The organism is Pseudomonas sp. rhizo66, from assembly GCF_031931925.1.
In the GTDB taxonomy this organism is placed as follows: Bacteria; Pseudomonadota; Gammaproteobacteria; order Pseudomonadales; family Pseudomonadaceae; genus Aquipseudomonas.
The window spans coordinates 306,364-333,045 of sequence record NZ_JAUJWZ010000001.1; the positions used below are offsets into that span (position 1 = coordinate 306,364).

Here is a 26,682-nt window from a genome sequence, read left to right on the forward strand (position 1 = left end):
CCCAAAAGACAGGTCAGACCATGAACATTACCCAGTTCAAAAACACCGCAACCCTGCCACTCGACGAATCCAATCCGGTGGCCGTGCCCCTCGGCGAGCCGGTGGCGATCGCCTCGACCACCAGCGTCGAGCGCGACGACGGCGTCGAAACCGGCGTCTGGGAGTGCACCCCCGGGCGCTGGCGCCGGCAGATCACCGCGCAGGAGTTCTGCCATTTCATTTCCGGGCGCTGCACGTTCACCCCCGACGGTGGCGGCGAAACCCTGCACATACAAGGTGGCGACGCACTGATGTTGCCGGCCAACACGCTCGGAATCTGGGACGTCCAGGAAACCGTGCGCAAGAGCTACGTGCTGATTTTCTGATTGTTTGATCCTTTGATTGCCTGCCAACAAAAAAGAAAACCCACACAGGAATCGATCCATGATCCGCAAAACCCTCGCTCTGGCACCGCTGATGCTCGCCGTTTCCCTTGCTCAGGCAGCGGAAACGGTCAAGGTTTACAACTGGTCCGACTACATTGCGCCGGACACCACCAAGAACTTCGAGAAAGAGACGGGCGTGGGTGTCACCTATGACGTCTACGACAGCAATGAAACCCTCGACGGCAAGTTGATGACCGGTAAATCCGGTTACGACGTGGTGTTTCCGTCCAACCACTTCATGGCCCGGCAGATTCAGGGCGGGGCGCTGAAGAAACTCGACAAGAGCCAGCTGCCGAACTGGAAGAACCTCAATCCGGTGCTGCTCAAAGCGCTGCAGACCAATGACCCGAACAACGAACACGGCTTTCCCTACCTCTGGGGCAGTACCGGCATCGGCTACAACATCGCCAAGGTCAAAGCGGTGCTGGGCGACGACGCGCCAGTGGATTCCTGGGACCTGATCTTCAAACCCGAATACATGGAAAAGCTGCAGAAGTGCGGCGTAGCGATCCTCGACAACGGCCCGGAATTGCTGCCGGCGGCGCTCAACTACCTGGGCCTGCCGCACCACAGCAAGAATCCCGAGGACTATAAAAAGGCTGAAGCACTGTTGATGAAAGTGCGGCCGTACGTCAGCTACTTCCACTCCTCGAAATACACCAGCGACCTGGCCAACGGCGATATCTGCGTGGCAGTCGGTTTCTCCGGTGACATCCTGCAAGCCGAGAACCGCGCCAAAGAAGCGAAGAATGGCGTCGATATCGGCTACGCAATTCCCAAGGAAGGCGCGGCGATCTGGTTCGACATGGTCGCCATGCCTGTCGATGCGCCGGACGAGAAGGCCGGTTATGCGTTCATGAACTACCTGCTGCGCCCGGACGTAATGGCCGGCATCAGCAACTATGTGCACTACGCCAATGGCAATGAGCAGGCGGACAGCCTGATCGACCCGGCGATCAAGAACGACACCAAGGTGTATCCGAGCCCGGAAATGATGGGCAAGCTGTTCGCGCTGGAGGCGATGCCGTTGAACATTGACCGGATCCGCACGCGGGTGTGGAACAAGATCCGCACGGGAAGTTGAGGAACGTCGACCGGGTGCTGTCGCACCCGGCATTCCTGTCTTAGCGGGTGTTAGCACTTAAAATCAGCGATTACACCTGTCAATGTTGACAGGTCTCACCTCGATCGAAAGCAGATTTAATGCCTTGGCAGAAGGGCGAAATATCGCCTTTCCCTATCGAGGATTTTGATGATGAGCGATAAAGAGGATCTCAAGGATGTCTTGAAGGGTACGGTGAAAAACCTGCGTACCGGCAAGGAATTCAAATTCGATGCCAAAGAAACCCATCGCGACGAACAGCAGGGAACACTCAGGTTTCACGGCACGATGTTCGATCCAGAAATCGATGACGGCTTTCATCTTTCAGTCATCGCAGTGAATCTCAGGGACAAAGCAGATTCTGGCACGGAGATCCCGCTAGATGATCCGCGCGTTCTTTTGATTGCTTACACTCGTTACTACTCATATGAGCACCCTGGTTTTTTTTACGCGGACAAGAAAAAGCCGGGCTTCGTGACGCTTCAGCATTCAGGGGTGCGTATCAACGGTCGATTGCAGTTCACCACTGAAGCCGTCGGAGACGACAGCTACGAAGTCGACGTGATCTTCGACCGCGGCCCGCTTGAATAAACCTCCCGGGTTGCGACTTTTGACTCTGCCAGTGACGGTCAAAAGATCGCAGCCTCGTTTCACCCGGCAGCTGCTGAAGTTTGAGTAAGCTGTCCGGTTGATATCAATACAATGTCATCGCACTAATCAAGTGCAGGAAAGTGAGAAGCACCTAACAAAAAACAACTTACTCATATTTAATATTTAAATAGAAAATCGTCAGACAATTAGGCAAAAGCTCCGCAACTAAAACATTCTTTCGCCCCCGCACGCTTTGTTTACGGCAGTTTTGCGAAACAGCCCGATTTGATCTCAAAAAAATCCTTTACGGCAGATTTCAAATTGTGTCAGGTTTCTTACGCCTTCATTGGGCGAGTGATAGGACGATCTCGCCAGAGAGAGTCCTGTCGGACAAAAACTGTTCCATTGCTAAACAAGGAAGTGTGTTTATGTCGAAAGTTAAAGCGAACGCTATTGATACCGCCGAACAGGCCTTTCTGCTGTCCGCGGCGCCACAACCACTGGCCGCAGCCAGCTCGGCGTACAACCAGATCAATAGCTTCAGCCATCAATACGATCGTGGCGGCAACCTCACGGTCAATGGCAAACCCTCCTTCTCCGTCGACCAGGCCGCCACCCAGTTGCTGCGCGACGGCGCTGCCTACCAGGACAAGGATGGCAGCGGCAAGATCGAACTCACCTATACGTTCCTGACCTCGGCATCGTCCAGCACGATGAACAAGCACGGGATCACTGGGTTCAGTCAGTTCAGTGCACAACAACAGGCCCAGGCCAAGCTCGCCATGCAATCCTGGGCTGACGTGGCCAACGTGACCTTCACCGAGAAAGCCTCGGGCGGCGACGGCCACATGACCTTCGGTAACTACAGCGGTGGCCAGGATGGCGCTGCAGCGTTCGCGTATCTGCCAGGCACCGGCGCCGGTTATGACGGCACCTCGTGGTACTTGATCAACAGTGGCTACACGCAGAACAAGAATCCGGACCTGAACAACTACGGTCGTCAGACCCTGACTCACGAAATCGGCCACAGCCTGGGCCTCGCTCACCCTGGCGACTACAACGCCGGGAACGGCAACCCGACCTACAACGACGCTTCCTACGGGCAAGACACCCGCGGCTACAGCGTCATGAGCTACTGGAGCGAAAGCAACACCAATCAGAACTTCAGCAAGGGCGGCGTCGAAGCGTATTCGTCCGGCCCGCTGATGGACGATATCGCTGCCATCCAGAAGCTCTACGGTGCCAACATGAACACCCGTACCGGTGACACCACCTACGGTTTCAACTCCAACACCGGTCGCGATTTCCTGAGTGCTTCGTCGTCGAGTGACAAAGTGGTGTTCTCGGTGTGGGATGCCGGTGGCAAGGATACGCTGGACTTCTCTGGCTTCACCCAGAACCAGAAGATCAACCTCAATGACGCCTCGTTCTCCGACGTTGGCGGCCTGGTGGGCAACGTGTCCATCGCCAAGGGCGCGATCATCGAGAACGCCATCGGTGGCTCGGGCAGCGACCTGTTGATCGGTAACAGCGTGGCCAACGAGCTCAAGGGTGGTGCCGGCAACGACATCCTCTACGGCGCTGGTGGTGCCGACAAGCTGTGGGGCGGCGCCGGTTCGGACACCTTCGTGTTTGCTGCCAGTTCTGACTCCAAGCCGGGTGCGATCGATCAGATCCTCGATTTCGTCAGCGGTCTGGACAAAATCGACCTGACCGGCATCACCAAAGGTTCCGGTCTGCACTTTGTCAGCAGCTTCACCGGTGCTGTCGGTGACGCGATCCTCACCTCGTCGGGCGGCAACAGCCTGTTGTCGGTGGACTTCTCCGGGCACGGCGTGGCTGATTTCCAGGTCAGCACCGTTGGCCAGGCAGCCACCAGCGATATCGTGGCGTGATGTAGAAACGGGAAGCGGCGTGTGATGCGCCGTTTTCTTTTCTTGCATCGTCTTGTCTGGTGGGCAAGGCTACGAGTCGGAGTGAAATTTCCTATGAGTCGAAACGTTTTTACCTACAAGACCGTGGCGTGGATAACAGCGGCGCTGATGATGACTGGAGAAACAAGCATGGCAAGCAGCCTCAGACTCGAAGATCCATCTTTTTTTGCCGGGCAGTGGCAAGCTGTTTTGACTGCACGTGACGACGCCCCACAGGCGCAGGCGTTGCAGGACAAACCCTCGAATACATGCCTGCTTGATCTTGAACCCAACCAGACACTGGGCAAGGGAGCCGAATGTCTTGGGGCATGGCTTGAGCAAACCCCGATCGGCTGGTTTGCCGATCCTGACGGCCTTTCGATTACCGGCAAGGAAGGCTCAAGAATCCAGTTCTTCAGCCGACAACGTGACGGGCTTTATCTGACCACTTTGAAGTCGGGTTTGGTGATCACGCTGACGCACACAGTGAAACAGCCTTGATTATCGAATCGGCGACCGCGTTTTAATATAAAGCGCTACGAGTTGGTTATAAAAACTGCCAAATGACAACTGCACCGCAGTTATTTGCTCAAGTTGTTATGAAAGTGTAAGCGGGTACTTGCAAGTGATCTTTCGCAGGTGACCGGAACATTAATTGACGCCTCGCCCAAGTGTGGCGGGTTCAATCATTTCAGGAAGAATCAATGAAGATGGCGAAGGCCCCAGCCACCGCTCCCTTATTCAAGGCTTTGGGTGACTATAAAAGTATCCTGATCAGTGTCGGCTGTTTTACCGCACTGATTAACGTGCTGATGCTGGTGCCCTCCATCTATATGCTCCAGGTCTATGACCGGGTGCTGTCGTCGCAGAACGAAACGACCCTGGCGATGCTGTCGCTGATGGTGGTCGGCTTCTTCGCCTTTATCGGCCTGCTGGAAGTGGTGCGCAGCTTTATCGTGATTCGCATCGGCAGCCAGTTGGAGCGCCGCTTCAACCTGCGTGTTTACCAAGCGGCGTTCGAGCGCAACCTGTTCAAGGGCGAGGGCAATGCCGGGCAATCGCTGGGCGATCTGACGCACATTCGCCAATTCGTCACCGGGCCGGCGCTGTTCGCGTTTTTCGATGCGCCGTGGTTCCCGGTCTATCTGTTCGTGATTTACCTGTTCAATGTCTGGCTCGGTGTACTCGCCACGGCGGGCGCGCTGTTGCTGATCGGCTTGGCCTGTCTCAACGAATACATGACCAAAAAGCCGCTGGGCGAAGCGGCCGGTTTTTCGCAGAAATCCAGCCAGTTGGCCACCAGCCATTTGCACAACGCCGAAACCATTCAGGCAATGGGCATGCTCGGTTCCCTGCGCAAGCGCTGGTTCCAGGTGCACTCGCGCTTCCTCGGTTTGCAAAACCAGGCCAGTGACACCGGTGCGGTGATCAGCTCGCTGAGCAAAACCCTGCGCCTGTGCCTGCAATCGTTGGTCCTGGGCCTGGGTGCTTTGCTGGTGATCAAGGGCGACATGACCGCCGGGATGATGATTGCCGGTTCCATTCTGATGGGCCGCGTGCTCAGCCCGATCGACCAGTTGATTGCGGTGTGGAAGCAGTGGAGCGGGGCGAAGCTGGCTTACCGCCGTCTCGATGCCTTGCTGCAAGCGTTCCCGCCCAGCGACGACGCCATGGCGCTGCCGCCGCCGAAAGGCCAGATCACTTTCGAGCAGGTCAGCGCCGGCCCACCGGGGCAACGTGCCGCGACTTTGCAGATGGTCAATTTCAATCTGAATGCCGGCGAAGTGCTCGGCGTGCTCGGGGCTTCCGGTTCCGGTAAATCGACCCTGGCCCGCGTGCTGGTGGGTGTCTGGCCGACCCTCGGCGGCACCGTGCGTCTCGATGGCGCGGATATTCATCGCTGGAACCGCGACCAGTTGGGCCCGTACATCGGTTATCTGCCGCAAGACATCGAACTGTTCAGCGGCAGCATCGCCGAGAACATCGCCCGTTTCAGCGAGGCCGATCCGCAGAAGGTTGTCGCCGCCGCGCAACAGGCCGGCGTCCACGAAATGATCCTGCGTCTGCCGCAGGGCTACGACACGCAACTGGGCGAGGACGGCAGTGGTTTGTCCGGTGGCCAGAAGCAACGCGTGGCATTGGCGCGTTCCATGTACGGCACGCCGAGTCTGGTGGTGCTGGACGAGCCGAACTCCAACCTCGACACCGTCGGCGAAGCCGCACTGGCCAGCGCCATCGCCGCGCTCAAAGCGCAAGGCACCACGGTGGTGCTGGTGACGCATCGCTCTTCGGTGCTGGCACAGGCTGACAAGCTGCTGGTTCTCAATGAAGGGCGTCTGCAAGCCTTCGGCCCGAGTCAGGACGTACTCAAGGCACTCTCCGGCCAGCAAGAACAACAACGGGAAAAAGCTGCACCGACACCGGGCGGGCTCAGCATGAGCCGACAGTACCAGCCCTCGACAAGGAATTCGGGTGTATGAGCAGCGCAAGCATGAACACTGAAAACGAAGCGAGCATGGAACACGCCTACATCACCGAACGTCCGGAACGCGACGCTAAATTCTTTGCGCGCATGGGCTGGATTCTGGCAATCGTCGGCGCCGGCAGTTTCTTCACCTGGGCGGCGTTGGCGCCGCTGGATCAAGGCATTCCGGTGCAAGGCACGGTCGTCGTGTCGGGTAAACGCAAAGCTGTGCAGTCGATGAGCAGCGGCGTGGTCAGCCGGATTCTGGTGCGCGAAGGCGAGATCGTGAAGCAGGGCCAGCCGCTGTTCCGCCTCGATCAGACGCAAGTCGCCGCTGACGTGCAGTCGCTGCAGGCGCAATACCGTATGGCCTGGGCCAGCCTTGCGCGTTGGCAGGCTGAGCGTGACAACCTCAAGCAAGTGACCTTTCCCGCCGAGCTGAGCAATGACCCGGATCCGCGCCTGGCGCTGGTGCTGGAAGGTCAGCGCCAACTATTCAGCAGTCGTCGCGAGGCTTACTACCGCGAGCAGGCCGGACTGCGTGCGAGCATCGAAGGTGCTACCGCGCAACTGGCCGGCATGCGCCGCGCCCGTACCGATCTCAATGCCCAGGCCGACTCGCTGCAACAGCAGTTGAGCAACCTGCAACCGCTGGCCGACAACGGCTACATCCCGCGCAACCGCTTGATGGAATACCAGCGTCAACTGTCGCAGGTGCAGCAGCAACTGGCGGAAAACACCGGGGAAAGCGGTCGGGTCGAGCAGGGCATTCTCGAATCGCGCCTGAAGCTGCAACAGCACAGCGAGGAGTATCAGAAGGAAGTGCGCACGCAACTGGCCGACGCACAACTGAAAAGCGTCACGCTGTCCGAACAACTGACCTCCGCCGGATTCGACCTGCAACACAGCGAAATTGTCGCCACCGCTGATGGCGTGGCGGTCAACCTCGGCGTGCACACCGAAGGCGCCGTAGTGCGTCAAGGCGAAACGTTGCTGGAGATCGTCCCGCAAGGCACCACGCTGGAAGTGGAAGGGCATTTGCCGATCAACCTGATAGACAAGGTCGGCGCGCACTTGCCGGTGGACATCCTGTTTACCGCGTTCAACCAGAGCAAAACCCCGCGTGTACCGGGCGAAGTCAGCCTGATTTCCGCCGACCAGATGGTCGACGAGAAAACAGGCGTGCCGTACTACGTGTTGCGCAGCAGCGTCAGCGATCAGGCCATGGAAAAGCTCAATGGTCTGGTGATCAAGCCCGGCATGCCGGCAGAAATGTTCGTGCGTACCGGCGAACGTTCACTCCTCAACTATTTGTTCAAACCGCTGCTCGACCGGGCCGGCTCCGCGTTGACCGAGGAATAAGGATGTTCGGCTGTATGAATAAGCTTTCCATGCTCGCGGCGGCAATGATGCTGTTCGCGAGTCACTCAGCAGTAGCGGCCATGGGGCCGTTCGAGATCTACGAACAGGCATTGCGCAATGACCCGGTGTTCCTCGGGGCGATCAAGGAACGTGATGCGGGTCTGGAAAACCGTGCGATTGGCCGCGCCGGTCTGCTGCCGCGCATTGGCTACACCTACAACAAGGGCCGCAACTCGTCGAAAGCCACCTCCCTCGATGAGCGCGCGCGTAACCGAACCGACGACCGTAACTACAGCAGTTACGGCTCGGCCCTGACCCTGCAGCAACCGCTGCTCGATTACGAGGCTTATGCCGCGTACCGCAAAGGTGTCGCACAGTCGTTGTTTGCCGACGAGAACTTTCGCGGCAAGAGCCAGGAGTTGCTGGTTCGCGTTCTGGACAACTACACCAAGGCGTTGTTTGCGCAGGACCAGATTGATATCGCTCAGGCGAAGAAGAAGGCGTACGAGCAGCAGTTTCAGCAGAACGAGCACATGTTCAAGCAAGGCGAGGGCACGCGTACCGATATTCTCGAGGCGGAGTCGCGCTATGAGCTGGCGACTGCCGAGGAGATCGAGGCGCGCAACGAACAGGACGCTGCGCTGCGCGAACTGGGGGCACTGGTCGGCGTGCCGGCGGTGGACATCGGTGATCTGGCGCCGCTCGATCAGAACTTCCAGACCTTCACCCTGCAACCGGCCAATTACGACACCTGGCATGAGCTGGCGGTGAGCAATAACCCCAATCTGGCGTCGCAACGCCAGGCTGTGGAAGTCGCGCGCTATGAAGTGGAGCGCAATCGTGCCGGGCATCTGCCGAAAGTCAGCGCCTACGCCTCGATGCGCCAGAACGAGTCGGAAAGCGGCAACACCTACAACCAGCGCTACGAAACCAACACCATCGGTTTTGAAGTCAGCGTGCCGTTGTATGCCGGTGGCGGTGTGTCGGCGTCGACGCGTCAGGCCAGCCGTACCATGGAACAGGCCGAATACGAGCTGGACGGCAAAACGCGCGAGACGCTGATCGAACTGCGTCGACAGTTCAGTGCCTGTTTGTCCGGGGTGAGCAAACTGCGCGCTTATCAGAAAGCGCTGAGCTCGGCGGAAGCGCTGGTGGTCTCGACCAAACAGAGCATTCTCGGTGGCGAACGAACCAACCTCGACGCGTTGAACGCCGAGCAACAACTGTTCACCACCCGCCGCGATCTGGCGCAGGCGCGGTACGACTATCTGATGGCCTGGACCAAGTTGCATTACTACGCCGGGACCTTGAATGAGCAGGATCTGGCGCGTGTGGATGAAGCATTTGTGGTCGCTCACCAGCCCTCACCCTAACCCTCTCCCAGAGGGAGAGGGGACTGATTGGGGGATATTTTAGAAGTACACCGACCTGACCGAGCACCACCGAATCCAACATCGACCCGGTTTTTCAGGTCGATGAATGACGCAAGACACCTCGGTCAGCTCCCTCTCCCTCGGGGAGAGGGCTGGGGTGAGGGAAATGCTCTACCGAATCCAACATCGACCCGGTTTTTCAGGTCAATGAATGACGCAAGACACCACGGTCAGCTCCCTCTCCTTCGGGGAGAGGGCTGGGGTGAGGGAAATGCTCTACCGAATCCAACATCGACCCGGTTTTTCAGGTCAATGAATGACGCAAGACACCACGGTCAGCTCCCTCTCCTGGGGGAGAGGGCTGGGGTGAGGGGAACAGGCAACAGCGCAGAAAAACCTGCATAAAACAATAAAAGTGAGTGGTGAACATGGACGTACGCATCAAGCCGATTTCGGTCGGCACCCTGCTGCTTGTGATTTCCGCAACCCAGGCCCAGGCGCAATACCTCGAAGCCGGCCAACCCGGTGATCCCGGCAGTTGGCGCAGCGCCGAATATCTCCGCGACTGGGGGCTGAGCCGGATGCAGGCCGAGCAAGCCTACGCCGCCGGCATTACCGGCCAAGGCGTAAAAATCGGCGCCCTCGACTCCGGCTTCGATGCCGCCCACCCGGAATTCGCCAGCGACCGTTATCACCCGGTAATGGCCAGCGGCAGCTACATCGACGGCTCACTGTTCAACGTCAACGGCACCCTCAACCCCAACAACGACTCCCACGGCACTCACGTCGTCGGCACCATGGGCGCCTCGCGCGACGGTGCCGGCATGCACGGCGTGGCGTACAACGCGCAGATCTACGTCGGCAACACCAACAAGAACGACAGCTTCCTGTTTGGCCCCAACCCCGACCCGCGCTATTTCAAAGCGGTATACGACGCCCTGGCCGATGCCGGCGTGCGCGCAATCAACAACAGTTGGGGCAGCCAGCCGCCGGATGTCAGCTACCGCACACTGGCCGACCTGCACGCCGCGTATGCGCAGCACTGGAACAAAGGCACCTGGCTCGACGCAGCAGCGGATGTGTCCCGACGCGGCGTGATCAACGTGTTCAGCGCCGGCAACAGCGGCTATCCGAATGCCAGCGTGCGCTCGGCGCTGCCGTACTTTCAGCCGGATCTGGAAGGGCACTGGCTGGCCGTATCGGGCCTCGATCAAAGCAATCAGCAAAAGTACAACCAGTGCGGCCTCGCCAAATACTGGTGCATCACCACGCCGGGGGCGAAGATCGACAGCACCATTCCCGGCGGCGGTTATGCGATCAAGTCCGGCACCTCGATGTCGGCGCCACATGCGACCGGTGCACTGGCACTGGTGATGGAGCGCTACCCGTACATGACCAATCAGCAGGCCCTCGAAGTGCTGCTGACTACCGCGACGCAACTGGATGGCTCAGTCACTGATGCGCCGACCGAGCGGGTTGGCTGGGGCGTGGCCAACCTGAACCGGGCGATGCGCGGGCCAGGGCAATTACTCGGTGCGTTTGACGCCAGTCTGGCGGCCGGGCAGCGCGATGTCTGGAGCAATGACATCTCCGACAAGGCGCTGATCCAGCGCCAGACCGAAGACCTCGCCGAGCACAGCGCCTGGCAGCAAACCCTGCAAGACAAAGGCTGGCAGAACGGTGTTCCAACAGGTGCCAGCCAACAGGATCAGACCGATTACGCGGTCGGCACTGCCCGTGATGCGGCAGCGGCGAATCGGGTGTATCAGGGCAGTCTGATCAAGTCCGGCGGCGGGCAGTTGATCCTCACCGGTGACAACACCTATCGCGGCGCGACCACGGTCAATGGCGGCTTGCTCACGGTTAACGGCTCGCTGACTTCCGCTGTGACGGTGAATGACAGCGGCACCCTCGGCGGTTCCGGCCGGATCGGCGCGTTGACCGCCAACAGCGGCGCTCGCGTGGCGCCGGGCAACTCCATCGGCACCTTGAACGTGGCCGGGGACGTGACCTTCGCGCCTGGTTCGACTTACGCTGTTGAACTGTCGCCGACCAGCAGCGACCGCATCGTTGCCGGCGGCACCGCGACTATCAGCGGCGCCACCGTCAGCCTGTCGCTGGAAAACAGTCCGACGTTACTCAGCACAGCCGAGGCGCAAAGCCTGCTCGGTCGCCAGTACAACATCCTGCAAGCGGCCGGCGGCATTCAGGGCCAGTTCGGTGCGGTGCTGCCGAATTACCTGTTTATCGGCGGCAGTCTCGACTACGCCGCCAATGGCATTCAGCTCGATATCGTACGTAATGCGACCAGCTTCGCCAGCGTCGGGCAAACAGCGAATCAACGCTCGGTGGCTGCTGCCGTCGAAGGCTTGGGCGCAGGCAATTCGGTGTACGAAAGCCTGTTGCGTTCACCTGACGCGAGTTCGGCGCAACAGGCGTTCCAGCAGTTGAGCGGCGAGATCTACCCGGCGTTGAGTTCAATGCTGATCAACGACAGCCGCCAGTTGCGCGACGCGGTGGGCGAGCGTCTGCACGACACCAATGCAGCGCAAAGCAATGGCTGGATCAAGGCCCTCGGCGCCTGGGGCACGACCGATTCGAGCGACGACACGGCAGGCTACAACACGTCGATCGGCGGGCTGCTGGCCGGTGTCGATGGCGCGCTGGACGAGCAGACGCGCATCGGTCTGGTCAGCGGTTACAGCGACAGTTCGCTGAGCATGGGTTCGGGCACGCATTCCTCGGCCAAGGTCGACAGCTATCACCTTGGCGCATACGCCGGCCGTGAAGTTGGCGCCTGGCGCTTGAGCACGGGCGCGGCTTACAGCTGGCATCGCGCCGATGTGAAACGCGACCTGCAATACGGCGACGTCAGTGGCAAACAGAAAGCCAAGATCGACGCGGCGACCACGCAAGTGTTCGGCGAAGCGGCTTATCGCCTGCACCTGCAACCGTTGGCGCTGGAGCCGTTCGCCAATCTGGTCTACGTGCATCTGGACACTGAAGGTTTGACCGAGAAGGGCGACGCTGCGGCGTTGAAAAGCGCCGGCGATCAACGTGACGCGGTGCTGAGCACCCTCGGTGTGCGGGCGGTCAAGACCTTCAATCTTTCGCCGGCACAATCACTCGACGTGAGTGGCCATCTCGGCTGGCAGCACAGCCTCAGCGACATCGATTCCGCGCAGCATTTGCGCTTTGCCAGTGGCGGCACGCCCTACGCGGTGGAGAGTTCAGCGCTGGTGCGTGATGCCGCGCTGGTCGGCGTACAGGCCAGCCTCGCGCTGAGCCGCGACGTGCGGGTCAACCTTGATTACAACGGACAACTGGCCAATCGCGAAAAGCTTCATGGCGTTGGCTTGAGCCTGAACTGGCAGTTCTAAGCAAGATAACCCTGTCCCTGTAGGAGCTGCCGCAGGCTGCGATCTTTTGATCTTGCCTTTAAAAAGCAAAGGCAAAAGATCGCAGCCTGCGGCAGCTCCTACAGGTTATGTGAACACCGGCGTGCAGCGTGTTTACAGCTGAAGAGACGGATTTTTCGCAACATCACTAAGGAAGGTCGCTGGATGAATAACAACAATACCCCCGCGCAAACGGGTGGCCGCTTTGCCCTGAAAACCCTCACGCTCGCCGTGCTTTGTGCCATTGGCACAGCCCATGCCGCGCCCTACGTGGAGAGCGGTCGCACGGGCGATCCGTCGAGTTGGCGCAGCGCCGAGTTTCAGGCCGATTGGGGCCTGGGCGCGATTGGGGCCGATCACGCCTACGCCGCTGGCTACACCGGCAAAGGCGTGAAACTGGGGATCTTTGACCAGCCGGTGTACGCCGCGCACCCGGAGTTTTCCGGCAGCAATAAAGTCGTCACCCTGGTCACCAGCGGCATCCGCGAATACACCGACCCGTACATCCCGGTCAAAGCCGGTGATGCGTTCCGCTATGACGGTTCGCCCTCGGTCGGCTCCGACGGCAAACTCGGCGCCCACGGCACCCACGTTGGCGGCATCGCCGCAGGCAGTCGTGACGGCGGGCCGATGCACGGCGTGGCGTTCGGTGCGCAGATCATCAGCGCCGACAACGGTGATCCGGGCCCGGAAGACGGCATCGTTCGCGGTAACGACGGCGCGGTGTACAAGGCCGGTTGGGACGCATTGATCGCCAGCGGCGCGCGGATCATCAACAACAGTTGGGGCATCGGCATCACCGACCGGTTCGACCTCGGTGGCCGCGATCCGGCTTACCCGCATTTCACCGTCAATGACGCGCAGTTGCAGTTCAACGAAATCCGCACACTGCTCGGCACCAAACCCGGCGGCGCCTACGACGGCGCGATCGCGGCTGCGCGCAGTGGCATCGTGACGATCTTCGCCGCCGGCAACGACTACAACCTCAACAACCCGGACGCCATCGCCGGTCTCGGCTATTTCGTCCCGGACATCGCGCCGAACTGGATCACCGTCGCCGCGTTGCAGAAAAACCCGGACCTGGCCAGCGCCAACCCGTACATCATGAGTACGTTCTCTTCGCGCTGCGGCTACACCGCGAGTTTCTGCGTCTCGGCGCCGGGCACGAAGATCTTCAGCGCGATCATCGAAGGCACCAACGCCGACAACCTGACCACCGGTTACAAAAACTACAACGGCACCTCGATGGCCGCGCCGCATGTGGCCGGCTCCATGGCGGTGCTGATGGAACGCTTCCCGTACATGAGCGGTGATCAAGTCGCCACGGTCTTGCGCACCACCGCCACCGACCTCGGAGCACCGGGCATCGACGCCTTGTACGGCTGGGGCATGATCAACTTGCGCAAGGGCATCGACGGCCCGTCGATGTTCGTCACCGAGCAGGACATCCCGGCCGAATTCCGCATCGACGGCGCGTATGGCTCCGGGCAGTTTGTCGCGGATCTGCCGGGCATCGGCGCGATCATCGATCAGGGCAAACCGACCGAACGCGTGTGCACCGACATCACCTGCGGCCTCGACACCTGGCGCAACGACATCTCCGGTCACGGCGGTTTGACCAAGCAAGGCCTCGGCACGCTGGTGCTGACCGGCACCAACACTTACAGCGGCCCGACCCTGGTCAATCAGGGCCGACTGGCCATCAACGGTTCGCTGCAATCGGCGGTGACGGTGAATGACGGCGGTATCCTCGGCGGCAACGGCAACATCGGCGCGCTGTCGGTGAACAGCGGCGGTACGGTGGCGCCGGGTAACTCCATCGGCACCATGAACGTGGCCGGTGACGTGACCTTTGCACCGGGTTCGACCTACGCGGTAGAGCTGTCGCCGACCAGCAGCGATCAGATCATCGCCACGGGTAAAGCGGTCATCGAAGGCGCGACGGTGAGCATGTCGCTGGAAAACAGCCCGACACTGTTGACCACCAACCAAGTGCAAAGCCTGCTCGGCACGCGCTACAACATCCTGCAAGCGGCCGGCGGCATTGAAGGGCGCTTCGGTCAGGTGTTGCCTGATTATGCGTTCCTCGGCGGCACGCTGGCGTACTCGGCGGATGGTATCCAGTTGGCGGTCGGGCGCAACGAGGCTTCGTTCGCCAGCGTCGGCCTGACGCCAAACCAGCGCGCCGTCGGTGTGGCGGCTGAACGTCTGGGCGCCGGCAATGCGCTGTTCGAAACCCTGTTGCTCTCGCCGAATGCGGCGTCCGCGCAGCAAGCGTTCCAGCAACTGTCCGGCGAGATCCATCCGGCCATTGGCACGATGCTGATCAACGACAGCCGTTACCTGCGCGAAGCCGTGGGCGAGCGTCTGCGTGAGCGTGACCTGTTCAACGCTGGCGCACCGACTGACGACCGTAGCAATGCGTGGGTCAAGGTCTTGGGTTCGTGGGGCAAGAGCGATGGCGGGCATGACAACGCCGACTCCAACAGCTCCATTGGCGGCCTGCTGGCCGGTGTCGACGGCTTGATCGCTGAAGATACCCGTCTCGGTTTCGTTACCGGTTATAGCGACAGCTCGTTGAGCATGGGCAGCGGCACGCATTCGTCGGCTTCGGTCGACAGCTATCACTTGGGTGCGTACCTGGGGCATCAGATCGATGCGCTGCGTCTGACCGTCGGTGGCGCCTATAGCTGGCACCGTGTCGACGTCAAACGTGACCTGCAGTTAGGGGACGTCAGCGGTAAACAAAAGACCAAGCACGATGCCGCAACCACTCAAGTGTTCACCGAAGCCGCCTATGATCTGGGGCTGCAACCGATGAACCTGGAGCCGTTCGCCAACCTGTCCTACGTGCACCTCAATACCGAAAGCTTCACCGAGAAGGGTGACGCCGCGGCATTGAAGGGCGGTGAGGACAACCGCGATGTGGTGTTGTCGACCCTCGGTGTGCGCGCCAAGCGTTCGTTCGCCTTGTCGGATCAGCATCAGCTGGAACTGGGCGCGAGCCTCGGCTGGCAGCACAACCTGAACAACGTCGATGCTGACAGCCACCTGGCGTTTGCCAATGGCAACAGCGCGTTCACCGTGCAGGGCGTGTCGATGGATCGCGATGCAGCGGTGGTCGGTGTGCGGGCAGGTCTGGCGCTCAATCGCGATGTGCGGGTGAACCTGGATTACAACGGCCTGATCGGCTCGAACGAGAAGGACCACGGTGTGGGTCTGACCCTCGACTGGCAGTTCTAAAGCGTACCGGCAGCTCTGCACAGAGCTGCCGGTTTCTGAAGGAAGAGAGAGCACAACATGGGACTGTTCGATTATAAAAATGCCGATGGCAAAGCGTTGTACAGCGACGCCATCGCGCTGACGCTGTATGCCTACACGCCGACCGGCAAGCCTCTGCCGGCCACCGCTTGGGCGCCGCTCACGGCGACGGCGCTGGGCTATCAGGGCAAGGTCGGGCCGCAGGGCACGTTCTTCGGCGAGAAGGACGGCTTCACCAGCGCCGAGGCCGAAGTGCTCGGTAAATACGACGCCGCCGGCAAGCTGATCGGTATCGGCGTTGCATTTCGTGGCACCGGCGGGCTGGGTTACAGCGACACTTTCGGTGACCTGAAAAACAACCTGCTGGCCGCCATCGGGCCATCGGATTACGCGAGCAACTACGCGAAAAACGCCTTCGACAATTTGCTCAAGGCAGTCGCGGCATTCGCCATTGCCAACGGCATCGCCGCCAAGGACGTACTGCTTAGCGGCCACAGCCTCGGCGGGCTCGGCGTCAACAGCGTGGCCGAGTTGAGCGCGAGCAACTGGGGCGGCTTCTTCAAGGATGCCAACTACATCACCTTCGCCTCGCCAACCCAAAGCAGCACGGGCAATAACGTGCTGAACATCGGTTTCGAGAACGATCCGGTGTTCCGCGTACTCGATGGCACCACGTTCAGCACTGCTTCGATGGGCAAGCACGACAAGCCGCACGATTCGACCACCGACAACATCGTCAACTTCAACGATAACTACGCGTCCACCGCGCAGAACCTGGTGCCGTTCAGCATCGTCAACCCGCTGAACTGGTCGGCCCACAGCTCGTTGGGCTATGCCGATGGCTTGAATCGGGTCATCGATTCGAAGTTCTACAACCTGACGCATAAAGACTCGACGATCATCGTCTCCAATCTGGAAGAGGCTTCTCGCGGCAAGACCTGGGTCGAAGACCTCGGCCGCAGCGGCGAGCCGCACACCGGCAGCACCTTCATCATCGGCACCCAGAGCAATGACTGGCTCAAGGGCGGGGCGGGCAACGACTTCCTTGAAGGCCTCGGCGGCGATGACCGTTTCCGTGATGACGGCGGCTACAACATCCTGCTCGGTGGCCAGGGTCACAACACCTTCGAACTGCAGAAACCGTTGCAGAATTTCAGCTTCGCCAACGACGGTGACGGCACGCTGTACGTGCGCGATGCCTACGGCGGTATCAGCATGACCCGCGACATCGGCGCGCTGGTGAGCAAGGAGTCGGGTTCGTGGTGGGGCAGCAAGGAAATCACCTGGGGCGTCACGGCCAAAGGCTTGACCAATGGCAACGAACTGACCCAGTACAACCACTCGCTCAGCGGCGATGGCTACGGCAATGCCCTGCACGCCACCGCTGACGGTGACTGGCTGTTCGGCCTCGGTGGCGATGACAAGCTGATCAGCGACAAGGGCCATGTGACCTTCGTCGGTGGCGCCGGTAACGACGTGATGAGCGCAGTGGGTGGCAACAACACCTTCCTGTTCAGCGGTGCGTTCGGTTTTGATGCCATTAATGGTTATCAGGGCAACGACAAACTGGTGTTCATGGGCGTTCAAGGCGCGGGGCAGGGCTACGACTACAAGCAGCACGCGGCGCAGGCCGGCAACGATACCGTGCTGAAGATTGGCGACTATGCCGTGACCCTGATCGGGGTGGGAGTGGCTAACCTGTCGGACTCGGCGTTCGTTTTCGCCTAAACAGTAATCCTGTAGGAGCTGTCGAGTGAAACGAGGCTGCGATCTTTTGATCTTGCTTTTAAGAGCAAAGTCAAAAGATCGAAGCCTTCGGCAGCTCCTGCAAATGTCGCGTTAAAGAAGTGTTGTATCGAAATGCTCCGGGGCGTCCCCGTGGGGCGCCCTGGCTGTGAGCTATCTCTAACAATTCCAACAAGAGAGAGGCAATAGCAATGGGTGTGTATGACTACAAGAACTTCGGCACAGCCGATTCCAAGGCGTTGTTCAGCGATGCCATGGCGATCACGCTGTATTCCTACCACAACCTCGATAACGGCTTTGCCGCCGGTTATCAGCACAACGGTTTTGGCCTCGGCCTGCCTGCCACGCTGGTCACGGCGCTGCTCGGCGGTACCGATTCCCAGGGGGTGATCCCCGGCATTCCGTGGAACCCCGACTCGGAAAAACTCGCCCTCGACGCGGTGAAAAAGGCCGGCTGGACGCCCATCACCGCCTCGCAACTGGGCTACGACGGCAAAACCGATGCTCGCGGAACCTTCTTCGGCGAGAAGGCCGGCTACACCACCGCCCAAGTGGAAATCCTCGGCAAGTACGACGCCCAGGGCCATCTCACGGAACTCGGCATCGCCTTTCGCGGCACCAGCGGCCCGCGTGAGAACCTGATCATCGACTCCATCGGCGACGTGATCAACGACCTGCTCGCCGCCTTCGGTCCCAAGGATTACGCCAAGAACTACGTCGGCGAAGCCTTCGGCAATCTGCTCAATGATGTGGTGGCGTTCGCCAAGGCCAACGGCCTCAGCGGCAAGGACGTGCTGGTCAGCGGCCACAGCCTCGGTGGTTTGGCGGTCAACAGCATGGCCGACTTGAGCAGCGGCAAGTGGGGCGGTTTCTTCGCCGATTCCAACTACATCGCCTACGCCTCGCCCACCCAGAGCAGCACCGACAAAGTGCTCAACGTCGGCTACGAAAACGACCCGGTGTTCCGCGCCCTCGACGGCTCGACCTTCACCGGTGCTTCGATCGGCGTGCACGATGCGCCCAAAGTATCGGCTACCGACAACATCGTCAGCTTCAACGATCACTACGCCTCGACCGCGTGGAATCTGCTGCCGTACTCGATCCTCAATATTCCCACCTGGATCTCGCACTTGCCGACCGCGTATGGCGACGGCATGAACCGCGTGATCGAATCAAAATTCTACGACCTGACCAGCCGCGACTCGACGATCATCGTCGCCAACCTCTCGGACCCGGCGCGGGCCAACACTTGGGTACAAGACCTCAACCGCAACGCCGAAATCCACAAGGGCAGCACGTTCATCATCGGCAGCGATGCCAATGATCTGATCCAGGGTGGCAGCGGCAACGATTACCTGGAAGGCCGCGCCGGCAACGACACCTTCCGTGACGGCGGCGGCTACAACGTCATCCTTGGCGGGCAGGGCAGCAATACCCTCGACTTGCAAAGCGCGGTGAAGAACTTCGACTTCGCCAATGACGGCGCCGGCAATCTATACATCCGCGATGCCAACGGCGGGATCAGCATCACCCGCGACATCGGCAGCATTGTCACCAAGGAACCGGGCTTTCTTTGGGGGTTGTTCAAGGACGACGTGACCCACAGCGTCACGGCCAGCGGTTTGAAGGTCGGCAACAACGTCACCGCGTACGAATCCAGTGTCAAAGGCACTGGCGGCGCCGATACGTTGAAGGCGCATGCCGGTGGCGACTGGTTGTTCGGCCTGGACGGCAACGATCACCTGATTGGCGGCGCGGGCAATGACGTGTTTGTCGGCGGCATCGGCAACGACCTGATGGAGTCGGGGGGCGGGGCGGATACGTTCCTGTTCAACGGCGCGTTCGGCCAGGACCGGGTGGTCGGCTATACCTCCAATGACAAACTGGTGTTTCTTGGCGTGCAGGGTGTTTTGCCGGCGGAGGACTTCCGCGCCCATGCCGCCTCTGTCGGGCAGGATACGGTGCTGACGTTTGGCAACGATTCGGTGACGCTGGTGGGGGTATCGCTCAATAGCTTGAGTGCTGACGGCGTTGTGATCGCCTGAGGTTGATGGGGCGCCGGTAAGGGCCTCTTCGCCAGCAGGCTGGCTCCCACACTGGATCTGTGTCGTTTATAAATCCCCTGTGGGAGCGAGCCTGCTCGCGAAGAACGATAACTCGGTTTCAAAAGTGACTCGACAGCCACTCCCTGACTCAAACCCCTGCAAAAACAGGAAATGCGGCCTAAAGCCAGCACGTGCACACACGTTCTATAGCTAGCCGCCATTGAGTACAGGAGATTCAAACGTGAAAGGTTTCAAGGGGTATGTCGGCTTCGTCGCACTGGCGCTGTGTTCGGCCAATGCTTGTGCCGATCTGCCTCAAAGCTCGATTCTGAGCCGTTACGGCGTCACCACCGATCAACTGCCGAGCCCGCCGAAAAGCGAGACGGTGGAACCGGTCGAAGAAAAGAGCCGCTTTCAGATTCAGCCCGAACAACCGTTCGTGACCCTGCGCCTGGGGGACGGCAAGCAGCCGCAAACCACCGGTAATCTGAGCATTGATCGCATGGCGCAGCAGGATCTGGAACGCTGCCGGCGCTTGCAGGGTGAAGTGGTCAAGCGGGGCGGCACGTACATGACTTGCGACGGCAGCATTCCGGGCATGCCGACCTTCGAATAACACGCAATGATCGTTCCCACGCGGAGCGTGGGAACGAGCGAAACCTAGTCTTCTTCGCGCACCGTGGCTACTTCATCAGCGCGGACCTTCACCTTGGCCCCGGAAATGTCTTCGAACTCATAGAAACCGTCCTTGGTTTTGGTCTTCGGCATGTCTTTGGTCAGATACTGGGTGCCGTTCTGCAGAGTGACCACCGTCGGGGTCGAGCAACCAGCCAGTGCCAGCGCGGCAACGACGGCGAAAGGGATGCCCAGCGACTTGATTTTCATACCCACCTCTAAATCCTCATTCGATGTGATGCCGAGCATTGTCGGCCCTCTAACGCGGTTGGTGCCATCCCCGGGACAAAAGTTCGATAGCCCGGCGAAAAAATGCCATTGATCATTTTCCGTTTGCACCGGGCAGGGCACAGCTGGTATCTGTACGCATAACCAGTATTCGCTCGCCATGGCCCAGAATTCCCGTGACTGCCAATCCCCTCGACGACCCGTTCTATTACCTCAACAACTTCCGGCAAGTGCTTGATTGGCTTGAGCTTCGCTATGCCGATGTGATGAGTGAAACGGAACACACGTTCATTCGCGACTTCAAGGCCTTGCCCCGGGCGTCGCAGGGTTTGCTGGTGCGGATGGTCATGCGCAAGGGCGTGCATTTTCGTGCCGGAAAACTCAATTACGTTGAAATCGGCGACATCGCCGAGGCCGCGCAGCCGTTGCTGGGGCACGGCTGGATCGACGAACACGCGCCGCTGGCCCTCGCCGAATTGTTCGACGTGTTGCTCAAGGCCGAGATCCTGCAAGCGTTTGCAACCTTCATCGAGCAGCCCAAGGGCCGCAAGGATGACTGGCTTCCGCTGCTGCTTGAGCAGTTCAACGACCCTCGCAGCCTGCGCGACTGGGCGCCGCGGCTCGATGATCGCTTGTTCAGCCTGACCATCATGGACCTGTGCGACCGCTTGCGGCTGATGTTCTTCGGCAACCTGTATCAGGACTGGTCGGAATTTGTCCTCGCCGACCTTGGCATCTTCACCTATGAAAAAGTCGAATTCTGCGCCGACTCCCGGGGCCTGCGCAGTCGCGAAGACGTCGACGCCTGCCTGTTCCTGCACAATTGCCAATTGCGTTTCGAGGCCGGCGAGCCGCTGGCAACCATCGTCGAGCAGGTCAGCGCCTTGCACTTCGACAACCCGTGGCTGCAACGCCGGCGTGGCAAGGTGTTGTTCCAGATCGGCCAGTATTGCGAGCGCATCGGCGAATTTGCCCTGGCCCTGAGCATTTACCGTGACTGCGCCTATCCCGGCGCCCGCTTGCGCATGATCCGGGTGCTGGAGCGCTGCGGCGAATACCCATTGGCGCTGGAACTCGCCACGCTGGCCGAGCAGGCGCCGGAAAGCGCTGCCGAGCAGCAGGGCCTGCAACGGATTCTGCCAAGGGTGCGGCGCAAACTTGGTGGCCCGCCACTCAAGCGCACAGCGGCAAAACCGGTCGAGCGGCTGGACCTGCAATTGCCGCGCAGCGATCCCGCGTTGTCCGTGGAGTATTACGTGCAGGCGCATCTGCACGATGACGATGGCCCGGTGCATTACGTGGAAAACAGCCTGATCAACTCGCTGTTCGGCCTGCTGTGCTGGCCGGCGATTTTTGCGCCGTTGCCCGGCGCGTTCTTCCACCCGTTCCAGCGTGGCCCGGTGGACCTGCTCAATGAAGACTTCCAGCAACGCCGCGCCGAGCTGTTTCAGGCGTGCCTGAGCGAACTCGACGACGGTCGCTATGCCGCGACCATTCGCCAGCGCTTTGTCGACAAATGGGGCATTCAGTCGCCGTTCGTGTTCTGGGGCGCCATGAATGAACAACTGCTGGAGCAGGCCTTGGCCTGTCTGCCCGCCGAACATCTCAAACACTGGTTCAACCGTTTGCTGCTCGACATCAAGGCCAACCGCGCCGGCATGCCCGACCTGATCCAGTTCTGGCCGCAGCACAAAACCTACCGGATGATTGAAGTGAAAGGCCCCGGCGATCGCCTGCAGGACAATCAATTGCGCTGGCTGGAGTTCTGCCACCAACACCAGATGCCGGTGGCGGTGTGTTATGTGCAATGGGCGGAGCAGAGCGCTTGAGCTACAGCATCGCGGTGCGCGCACTGTGTGAGTTCACCGCCAAGACCGGCGACCTCGACCTGCGCTTCACTCCATCACCCACGGCCCTGGAAGGCATCGCCGGTCACCGCACAGTGGCCTCGCGGCGCAGCGAGAAATATCAAAGCGAAGTGGCGCTGGAAGGCGAATTCCGGCAATTGAAGGTCAAGGGCAGGGCGGATGGCTACGACCCGGCGCAGACCTGCCTGGAAGAAGTCAAAACGTACCGTGGCGACCTGAGCAAGCAACCGGCCAATCATCGCCAGTTGCACTGGGCGCAGGCGAAGATCTACGGCTGGTTGATGTGCCGCAAACTCGAACTCGAGCAGATCAATCTGGCGCTGGTGTACTTCGATATCGTCAGCGAGAAGGAAACCTGCCTGGTCGAGGCCCACAGCGCCGACAGCCTCAAGGCTTTTTTCGAGCAGCAATGCACGCTGTTCCTGCAATGGGCCGAACAGGAAATGGCCCATCGCGAGGCGCGCAATCTGGCCGCGCAACAACTGGTGTTTCCCCATGCGGACTTTCGTCCCGGCCAGCGGCACTTGGCGGAATCAGTGTTCAAGGCCGTCAGCACTGGCCGTTGCCTGATGGCTCAGGCCCCCACCGGCATTGGCAAAACCCTCGGCACGCTGTTCCCGATGCTCAAAGCGCTGGCGCCGCAGCAGCTGGACAAGGTGTTCTTCCTCACCGCTAAAACGCCAGGGCGCAAATTGGCGCTGGATGCCAGTCAGGTGTTGTTCGATCAGTCGCCAGCCTTGCCCTTGCGCGTGCTGGAAATGGTCGCCCGGGACAAGGCCTGCGAACACCCGGACAAAGCCTGTCACGGCGAATCCTGCCCGTTGGCTCAGGGCTTTTATGACCGCCTGCCGGCCGCGCGGGAAGCGGCCAGTCGAATCCGCCTGCTCGATCAAGCCGCCATGCGCGAGGTCGCCGCACAGCATGCGGTGTGCCCGTATTACCTGAGTCAGGAGATGGCCCGTTGGGTGGACGTGGTGATCGCCGACTACAACTATTACTTCGACTTCAGCGCGTTACTGTTCGGTCTGGCCCAGCTCAATCAATGGAAAGTCGCGGTACTGGCGGACGAGGCGCACAACCTTGTCGAGCGCGGCCGGCAGATGTATAGCGCCAGTCTTGATCAGTTCACCCTGGGCAGCGTGCGTAAAACCGCGCCGGCACCGCTGAAAAACCCGTTGCAACGAATCAACCGTGAATGGAACGCGCTGCATGCGCCGCAACTGGCGGCGTATCAGGCTTACGACAAGGCCCCGGAAAAACTTCTGCACGCGATCTCGCTGTGTTGCGCGGCCATTGGTGATTACCTCAATGACCATCCGCAGGGTCTCGACAGCGCCTTGCAGAACTTCTACTTCGACCTGCTGCAGTTCGCCCGGGTGGCGGAGCTGTACGACGAGCATTACCTGTTCGATATCAGCAAGCGCGACCTCGACCGCAAAAAGCCGCTGTCGCAATTGTGCCTGCGCAACGTGGTGCCGGCCGCGTTCATTAGCCCGCGCTTGAAAGCGGCGCGCAGCAGCGTGCTGTTTTCCGCAACCCTCAGCCCGCGCCACTATTACGCAGATTTGCTCGGCACGCCCGCCGACACCGTGTGGATCGACGTCGAATCGCCGTTTTGCGCCGAGCAGTTGCAGGTGCAGATCGTCAGCCGTATCTCGACACGCTTCAACCATCGTCAGGCCTCGCTGGAGCCGATCGTCGAATTGATCGCGCGGCAGTTCAGCGAACGTCCGGGCAACTACCTGGCGTTTTTCAGCAGCTTCGATTATCTGCAGCAAGTGGCGTCGTTACTGGCTGAGCGTCACCCGCACATTACCCTGTGGCAGCAATCGCGCGGGATGCTCGAAGGGGCGCGGCAGGCCTTTCTCGATCAGTTCACTGCCCACAGTCAGGGCGTCGGCTTTGCCGTGTTGGGCGGGGCGTTCGGCGAAGGCATCGATTTACCCGGTGCGCGGCTGATCGGCGCGTTCATTGCCACGCTGGGGCTGGCGCAATTCAATCCGGTCAACGAACAACTCAAGCAGCGCATGGCGGCCATTTTCGGCGCCGGTTACGACTACACCTACCTGTACCCCGGCGTACAGAAAGTGGTGCAGGCCGCCGGGCGAGTCATCCGGACCCGCGAGGACCGCGGCGTGGTCATGCTGATTGACGACCGCTTTGCCGAGAGCCGGATCAAACAGCTGCTGCCGCGCTGGTGGGCGATCAAGCATGAGATGGCCGCTTCCCAATTCGCTGGATTGCCGCATACTTCTGCTCATGACAATGGCTGGTGAGTGTGATGAGCGAGAAAAACAAGACCGCGGCGATCGAAGAGATGCGTTTTCGTCTATTGATCGATGCGGTGGTCGACTATGCGATCTACATGATCGATCCCGACGGCATCATCACCAGTTGGAACTCCGGCGCCAAACGCTTCAAGGGCTACGAAGAAGCGGAAATCCTCGGCGAACATTTTTCCCGCTTCTATACCGCTGATGATCGCGCTGCCGGCCTGCCGCAACGCGCGCTCGATACCGCGATCCGTGAAGGACGTTTCGAAGGCGAGGGCTGGCGGGTGCGCAAGGACGGCACCAATTTCTGGTCACACGTGGTGATCGATCCGATCATTGATCCCAGCGGCAAGTTGCTCGGTTACGCCAAGATCACCCGCGACCTGACCGACCGCAAGATGGCCGAGGAAACCCTCAAGCAAAGCGAACAGCAGTTCCGCTTGCTGGTGCAGGGCGTCACCGATTATGCGATCTACATGCTCAGCCCCGAAGGCCGGGTCAGCAACTGGAACCAGGGCGCTCAGCGGATCAAGGGCTATCTGCCGGAAGAAATCATCGGCCAGCATTTTTCGATCTTCTATACCCCCGAAGACCGCGAACTCGGCGAGCCGCAACGGGCGCTGGAAATCGCCACCCGCGAAGGCCGCTTCGAGAACAAGAGCTGGCGGATGCGCAAGGATGGCACGCGGTTTCTCGCTCATGTGGTAGTCGATGCGATTCGTGGCGACACCGGCAGCTTGCTCGGTTTTGCCAAGATCACCCGTGACATTACCGAAGCCCATCAGGCACAGCAGGCGCTGGAGAAAACCCGTGAAGCGCTGTTCCAGGCGCAGAAGATGCAGGCCATCGGTCAACTCAGCGGCGGCGTCGCCCATGACTTCAATAACCTGCTGACGGTGATTCTCGGTAACCTGGAGATCGTGCACAAACGAGTGGGCGACGATCCGAAAATCAGCCGCCTGCTGGAAAACGCCACCCAGGGCGCCTTGCGCGGCGTGTCGCTGACCCAGCGTATGCTGGCGTTCGCCCGCCGTCAGGAGCTGAAGACCGAATCGGTGGATATCGCGCAATTGGTTCAGGGCATCACCGGTTTACTGCGCAGCTCCCTCGGGCCGGGCATCCGTGTCGACACGCAGTTTCCCGACGATCTCGAACCGGTGCTGGCGGACACCAATCAGTTGGAACTGGCCTTGCTCAATCTGGCGACCAACGCCCGCGACGCGATGCCCGACGGCGGTACGGTAAGCATCACCGCTGAACCGCAAGTGGTGCTTGATCTGGGGCATTCGGACCAGCCGGCGGGGCGTTACGTCTGCCTCAGCGTCATCGACACCGGGGAGGGCATGGATGAGCACACACTGGCGTCGGCCAGGGATCCGTTTTTTACCACCAAAGGTCTTGGCAAGGGCACCGGGTTGGGCTTGTCGATGGTCCACGGCTTTATGGAACAACTCGGTGGGCGTTTCGTCCTCAAAAGCGAAAAGGCTCAGGGCACCACGGCAGAACTGTGGATTCCGGTGGCTGGCGAGGGTACGGTCAGCAAGCCGTTGCAGCCATACGCCGAGCCCGTGGTGGTGCCAAGACTCAGCGTGCTGGTGGTGGATGACGACTCATTGGTGTTGACCAGCACCAGCCTGCTGCTCGAAGACCTTGGTCATCGGGTGGTCAGTGCGACCTCCGGTGCGCAGGCGCTGGCGCTGTTCGATCAGGGCGAAGTCATCGACCTGATGATCACCGACATGGCCATGCCGAAGATGAGCGGCGCGCAACTGGCCCATGCCGTGCGCGTGCTCAAACCGGATCTGCCGATCATCCTGGCCACCGGTTACGCCGAGCGTCTGGAAGGTTTTGCCGCGCAACTGCCACGGCTGCCCAAGCCATTCACGCAAATGAATCTGGTGGCGATCATTGCCCAATCGATGAAACAAGACGTCGGTCAATCCGTCTGAACTTGCGCA

Annotated in this window: 17 protein-coding genes; 16 read left to right on the forward strand and 1 reads right to left on the reverse strand. The window is 60.3% G+C overall.

Annotated features, from left to right (window positions below; all coding sequences use genetic code 11):
• The first annotated feature begins 20 nt into the window (after positions 1 to 20).
• The 13 genes from QZR14_RS01200 to QZR14_RS01260 all read left to right on the forward strand — a co-directional run bounded on the left by QZR14_RS01200 (position 21) and on the right by QZR14_RS01260 (position 20,296).
• A complete protein-coding gene (locus QZR14_RS01200; RefSeq protein WP_250605212.1) occupies positions 21 to 365 on the forward strand; it encodes a cupin domain-containing protein in 345 nt (114 codons plus the stop codon).
• A gap of 58 nt (positions 366 to 423) precedes the next feature.
• The gene (locus tag QZR14_RS01205; protein ID WP_311995659.1) at positions 424 to 1,509 is read left to right on the forward strand and encodes a polyamine ABC transporter substrate-binding protein; all 1,086 of its coding nucleotides are present in this window, start codon (positions 424 to 426) and stop codon (positions 1,507 to 1,509) included.
• A 171-nt stretch (positions 1,510 to 1,680) separates the two neighbouring features.
• Entirely contained in the window at positions 1,681 to 2,118 is a 438-nt protein-coding gene (locus QZR14_RS01210; RefSeq protein ID WP_250605210.1) for a hypothetical protein, read from the forward strand.
• A 428-nt stretch (positions 2,119 to 2,546) separates the two neighbouring features.
• Complete coding sequence (locus QZR14_RS01215; RefSeq protein ID WP_250605209.1) at positions 2,547 to 4,013, forward strand: serralysin family metalloprotease; 1,467 nt, start codon at positions 2,547 to 2,549, stop codon at positions 4,011 to 4,013.
• Positions 4,014 to 4,106: 93 nt separating this feature from the next.
• Complete coding sequence (locus tag QZR14_RS01220) at positions 4,107 to 4,532, forward strand: AprI/Inh family metalloprotease inhibitor (RefSeq protein WP_250605208.1); 426 nt, start codon at positions 4,107 to 4,109, stop codon at positions 4,530 to 4,532.
• Between the two features lie 203 nt (positions 4,533 to 4,735).
• The gene (locus tag QZR14_RS01225) at positions 4,736 to 6,511 is read left to right on the forward strand and encodes a type I secretion system permease/ATPase (RefSeq protein WP_311995660.1); all 1,776 of its coding nucleotides are present in this window, start codon (positions 4,736 to 4,738) and stop codon (positions 6,509 to 6,511) included.
• On the forward strand, positions 6,508 to 7,857 hold the full coding sequence (locus tag QZR14_RS01230) for an HlyD family type I secretion periplasmic adaptor subunit (RefSeq protein WP_123449744.1): 1,350 nt from the start codon (positions 6,508 to 6,510) through the stop codon (positions 7,855 to 7,857). Before QZR14_RS01225 ends, QZR14_RS01230 begins: the two co-directional genes overlap by 4 nt.
• Before the next feature lie 2 nt (positions 7,858 to 7,859).
• On the forward strand, positions 7,860 to 9,230 hold the full coding sequence (locus QZR14_RS01235) for a TolC family outer membrane protein (RefSeq protein ID WP_311995661.1): 1,371 nt from the start codon (positions 7,860 to 7,862) through the stop codon (positions 9,228 to 9,230).
• Positions 9,231 to 9,658: 428 nt separating this feature from the next.
• Positions 9,659 to 12,610, forward strand: a complete 2,952-nt coding sequence (gene eprS / locus QZR14_RS01240; RefSeq protein WP_311995662.1) for an autotransporter serine peptidase EprS — start codon at positions 9,659 to 9,661, stop codon at positions 12,608 to 12,610.
• Between the two features lie 183 nt (positions 12,611 to 12,793).
• Positions 12,794 to 15,871, forward strand: coding sequence for an autotransporter domain-containing protein (locus tag QZR14_RS01245; RefSeq protein WP_311995663.1), 3,078 nt, complete (start codon positions 12,794 to 12,796; stop codon positions 15,869 to 15,871).
• Positions 15,872 to 15,928: 57 nt separating this feature from the next.
• A complete protein-coding gene (locus tag QZR14_RS01250) occupies positions 15,929 to 17,617 on the forward strand; it encodes a polyurethane esterase (protein ID WP_311995664.1) in 1,689 nt (562 codons plus the stop codon).
• A 209-nt stretch (positions 17,618 to 17,826) separates the two neighbouring features.
• On the forward strand, positions 17,827 to 19,680 hold the full coding sequence (locus QZR14_RS01255) for a polyurethane esterase (RefSeq protein ID WP_311995665.1): 1,854 nt from the start codon (positions 17,827 to 17,829) through the stop codon (positions 19,678 to 19,680).
• A 241-nt stretch (positions 19,681 to 19,921) separates the two neighbouring features.
• Complete coding sequence (locus QZR14_RS01260) at positions 19,922 to 20,296, forward strand: hypothetical protein (RefSeq protein WP_311995666.1); 375 nt, start codon at positions 19,922 to 19,924, stop codon at positions 20,294 to 20,296.
• 44 nt (positions 20,297 to 20,340) lie between these two features.
• Here QZR14_RS01260 and QZR14_RS01265 read toward each other — a convergent pair whose 3' ends face one another.
• Entirely contained in the window at positions 20,341 to 20,565 is a 225-nt protein-coding gene (locus QZR14_RS01265; RefSeq protein ID WP_077572987.1) for a YgdI/YgdR family lipoprotein, read from the reverse strand.
• Positions 20,566 to 20,759: 194 nt separating this feature from the next.
• Here QZR14_RS01265 and QZR14_RS01270 point away from each other — a divergent pair, with 194 nt between their 5' ends.
• From QZR14_RS01270 to QZR14_RS01280, 3 genes are read left to right on the forward strand one after another with little or no spacing between them, the layout of a single operon-like run.
• Positions 20,760 to 22,412, forward strand: a complete 1,653-nt coding sequence (locus QZR14_RS01270) for a VRR-NUC domain-containing protein (RefSeq protein ID WP_311995667.1) — start codon at positions 20,760 to 20,762, stop codon at positions 22,410 to 22,412.
• Positions 22,409 to 24,727: an ATP-dependent DNA helicase gene (locus QZR14_RS01275; protein WP_311995668.1), complete on the forward strand. Its 2,319-nt coding sequence runs from the start codon at positions 22,409 to 22,411 to the stop codon at positions 24,725 to 24,727. Before QZR14_RS01270 ends, QZR14_RS01275 begins: the two co-directional genes overlap by 4 nt.
• Positions 24,728 to 24,732: 5 nt before the next feature.
• Positions 24,733 to 26,673: a hybrid sensor histidine kinase/response regulator gene (locus QZR14_RS01280; RefSeq protein ID WP_311995669.1), complete on the forward strand. Its 1,941-nt coding sequence runs from the start codon at positions 24,733 to 24,735 to the stop codon at positions 26,671 to 26,673.
• Positions 26,674 to 26,682 lie beyond the last annotated feature (9 nt).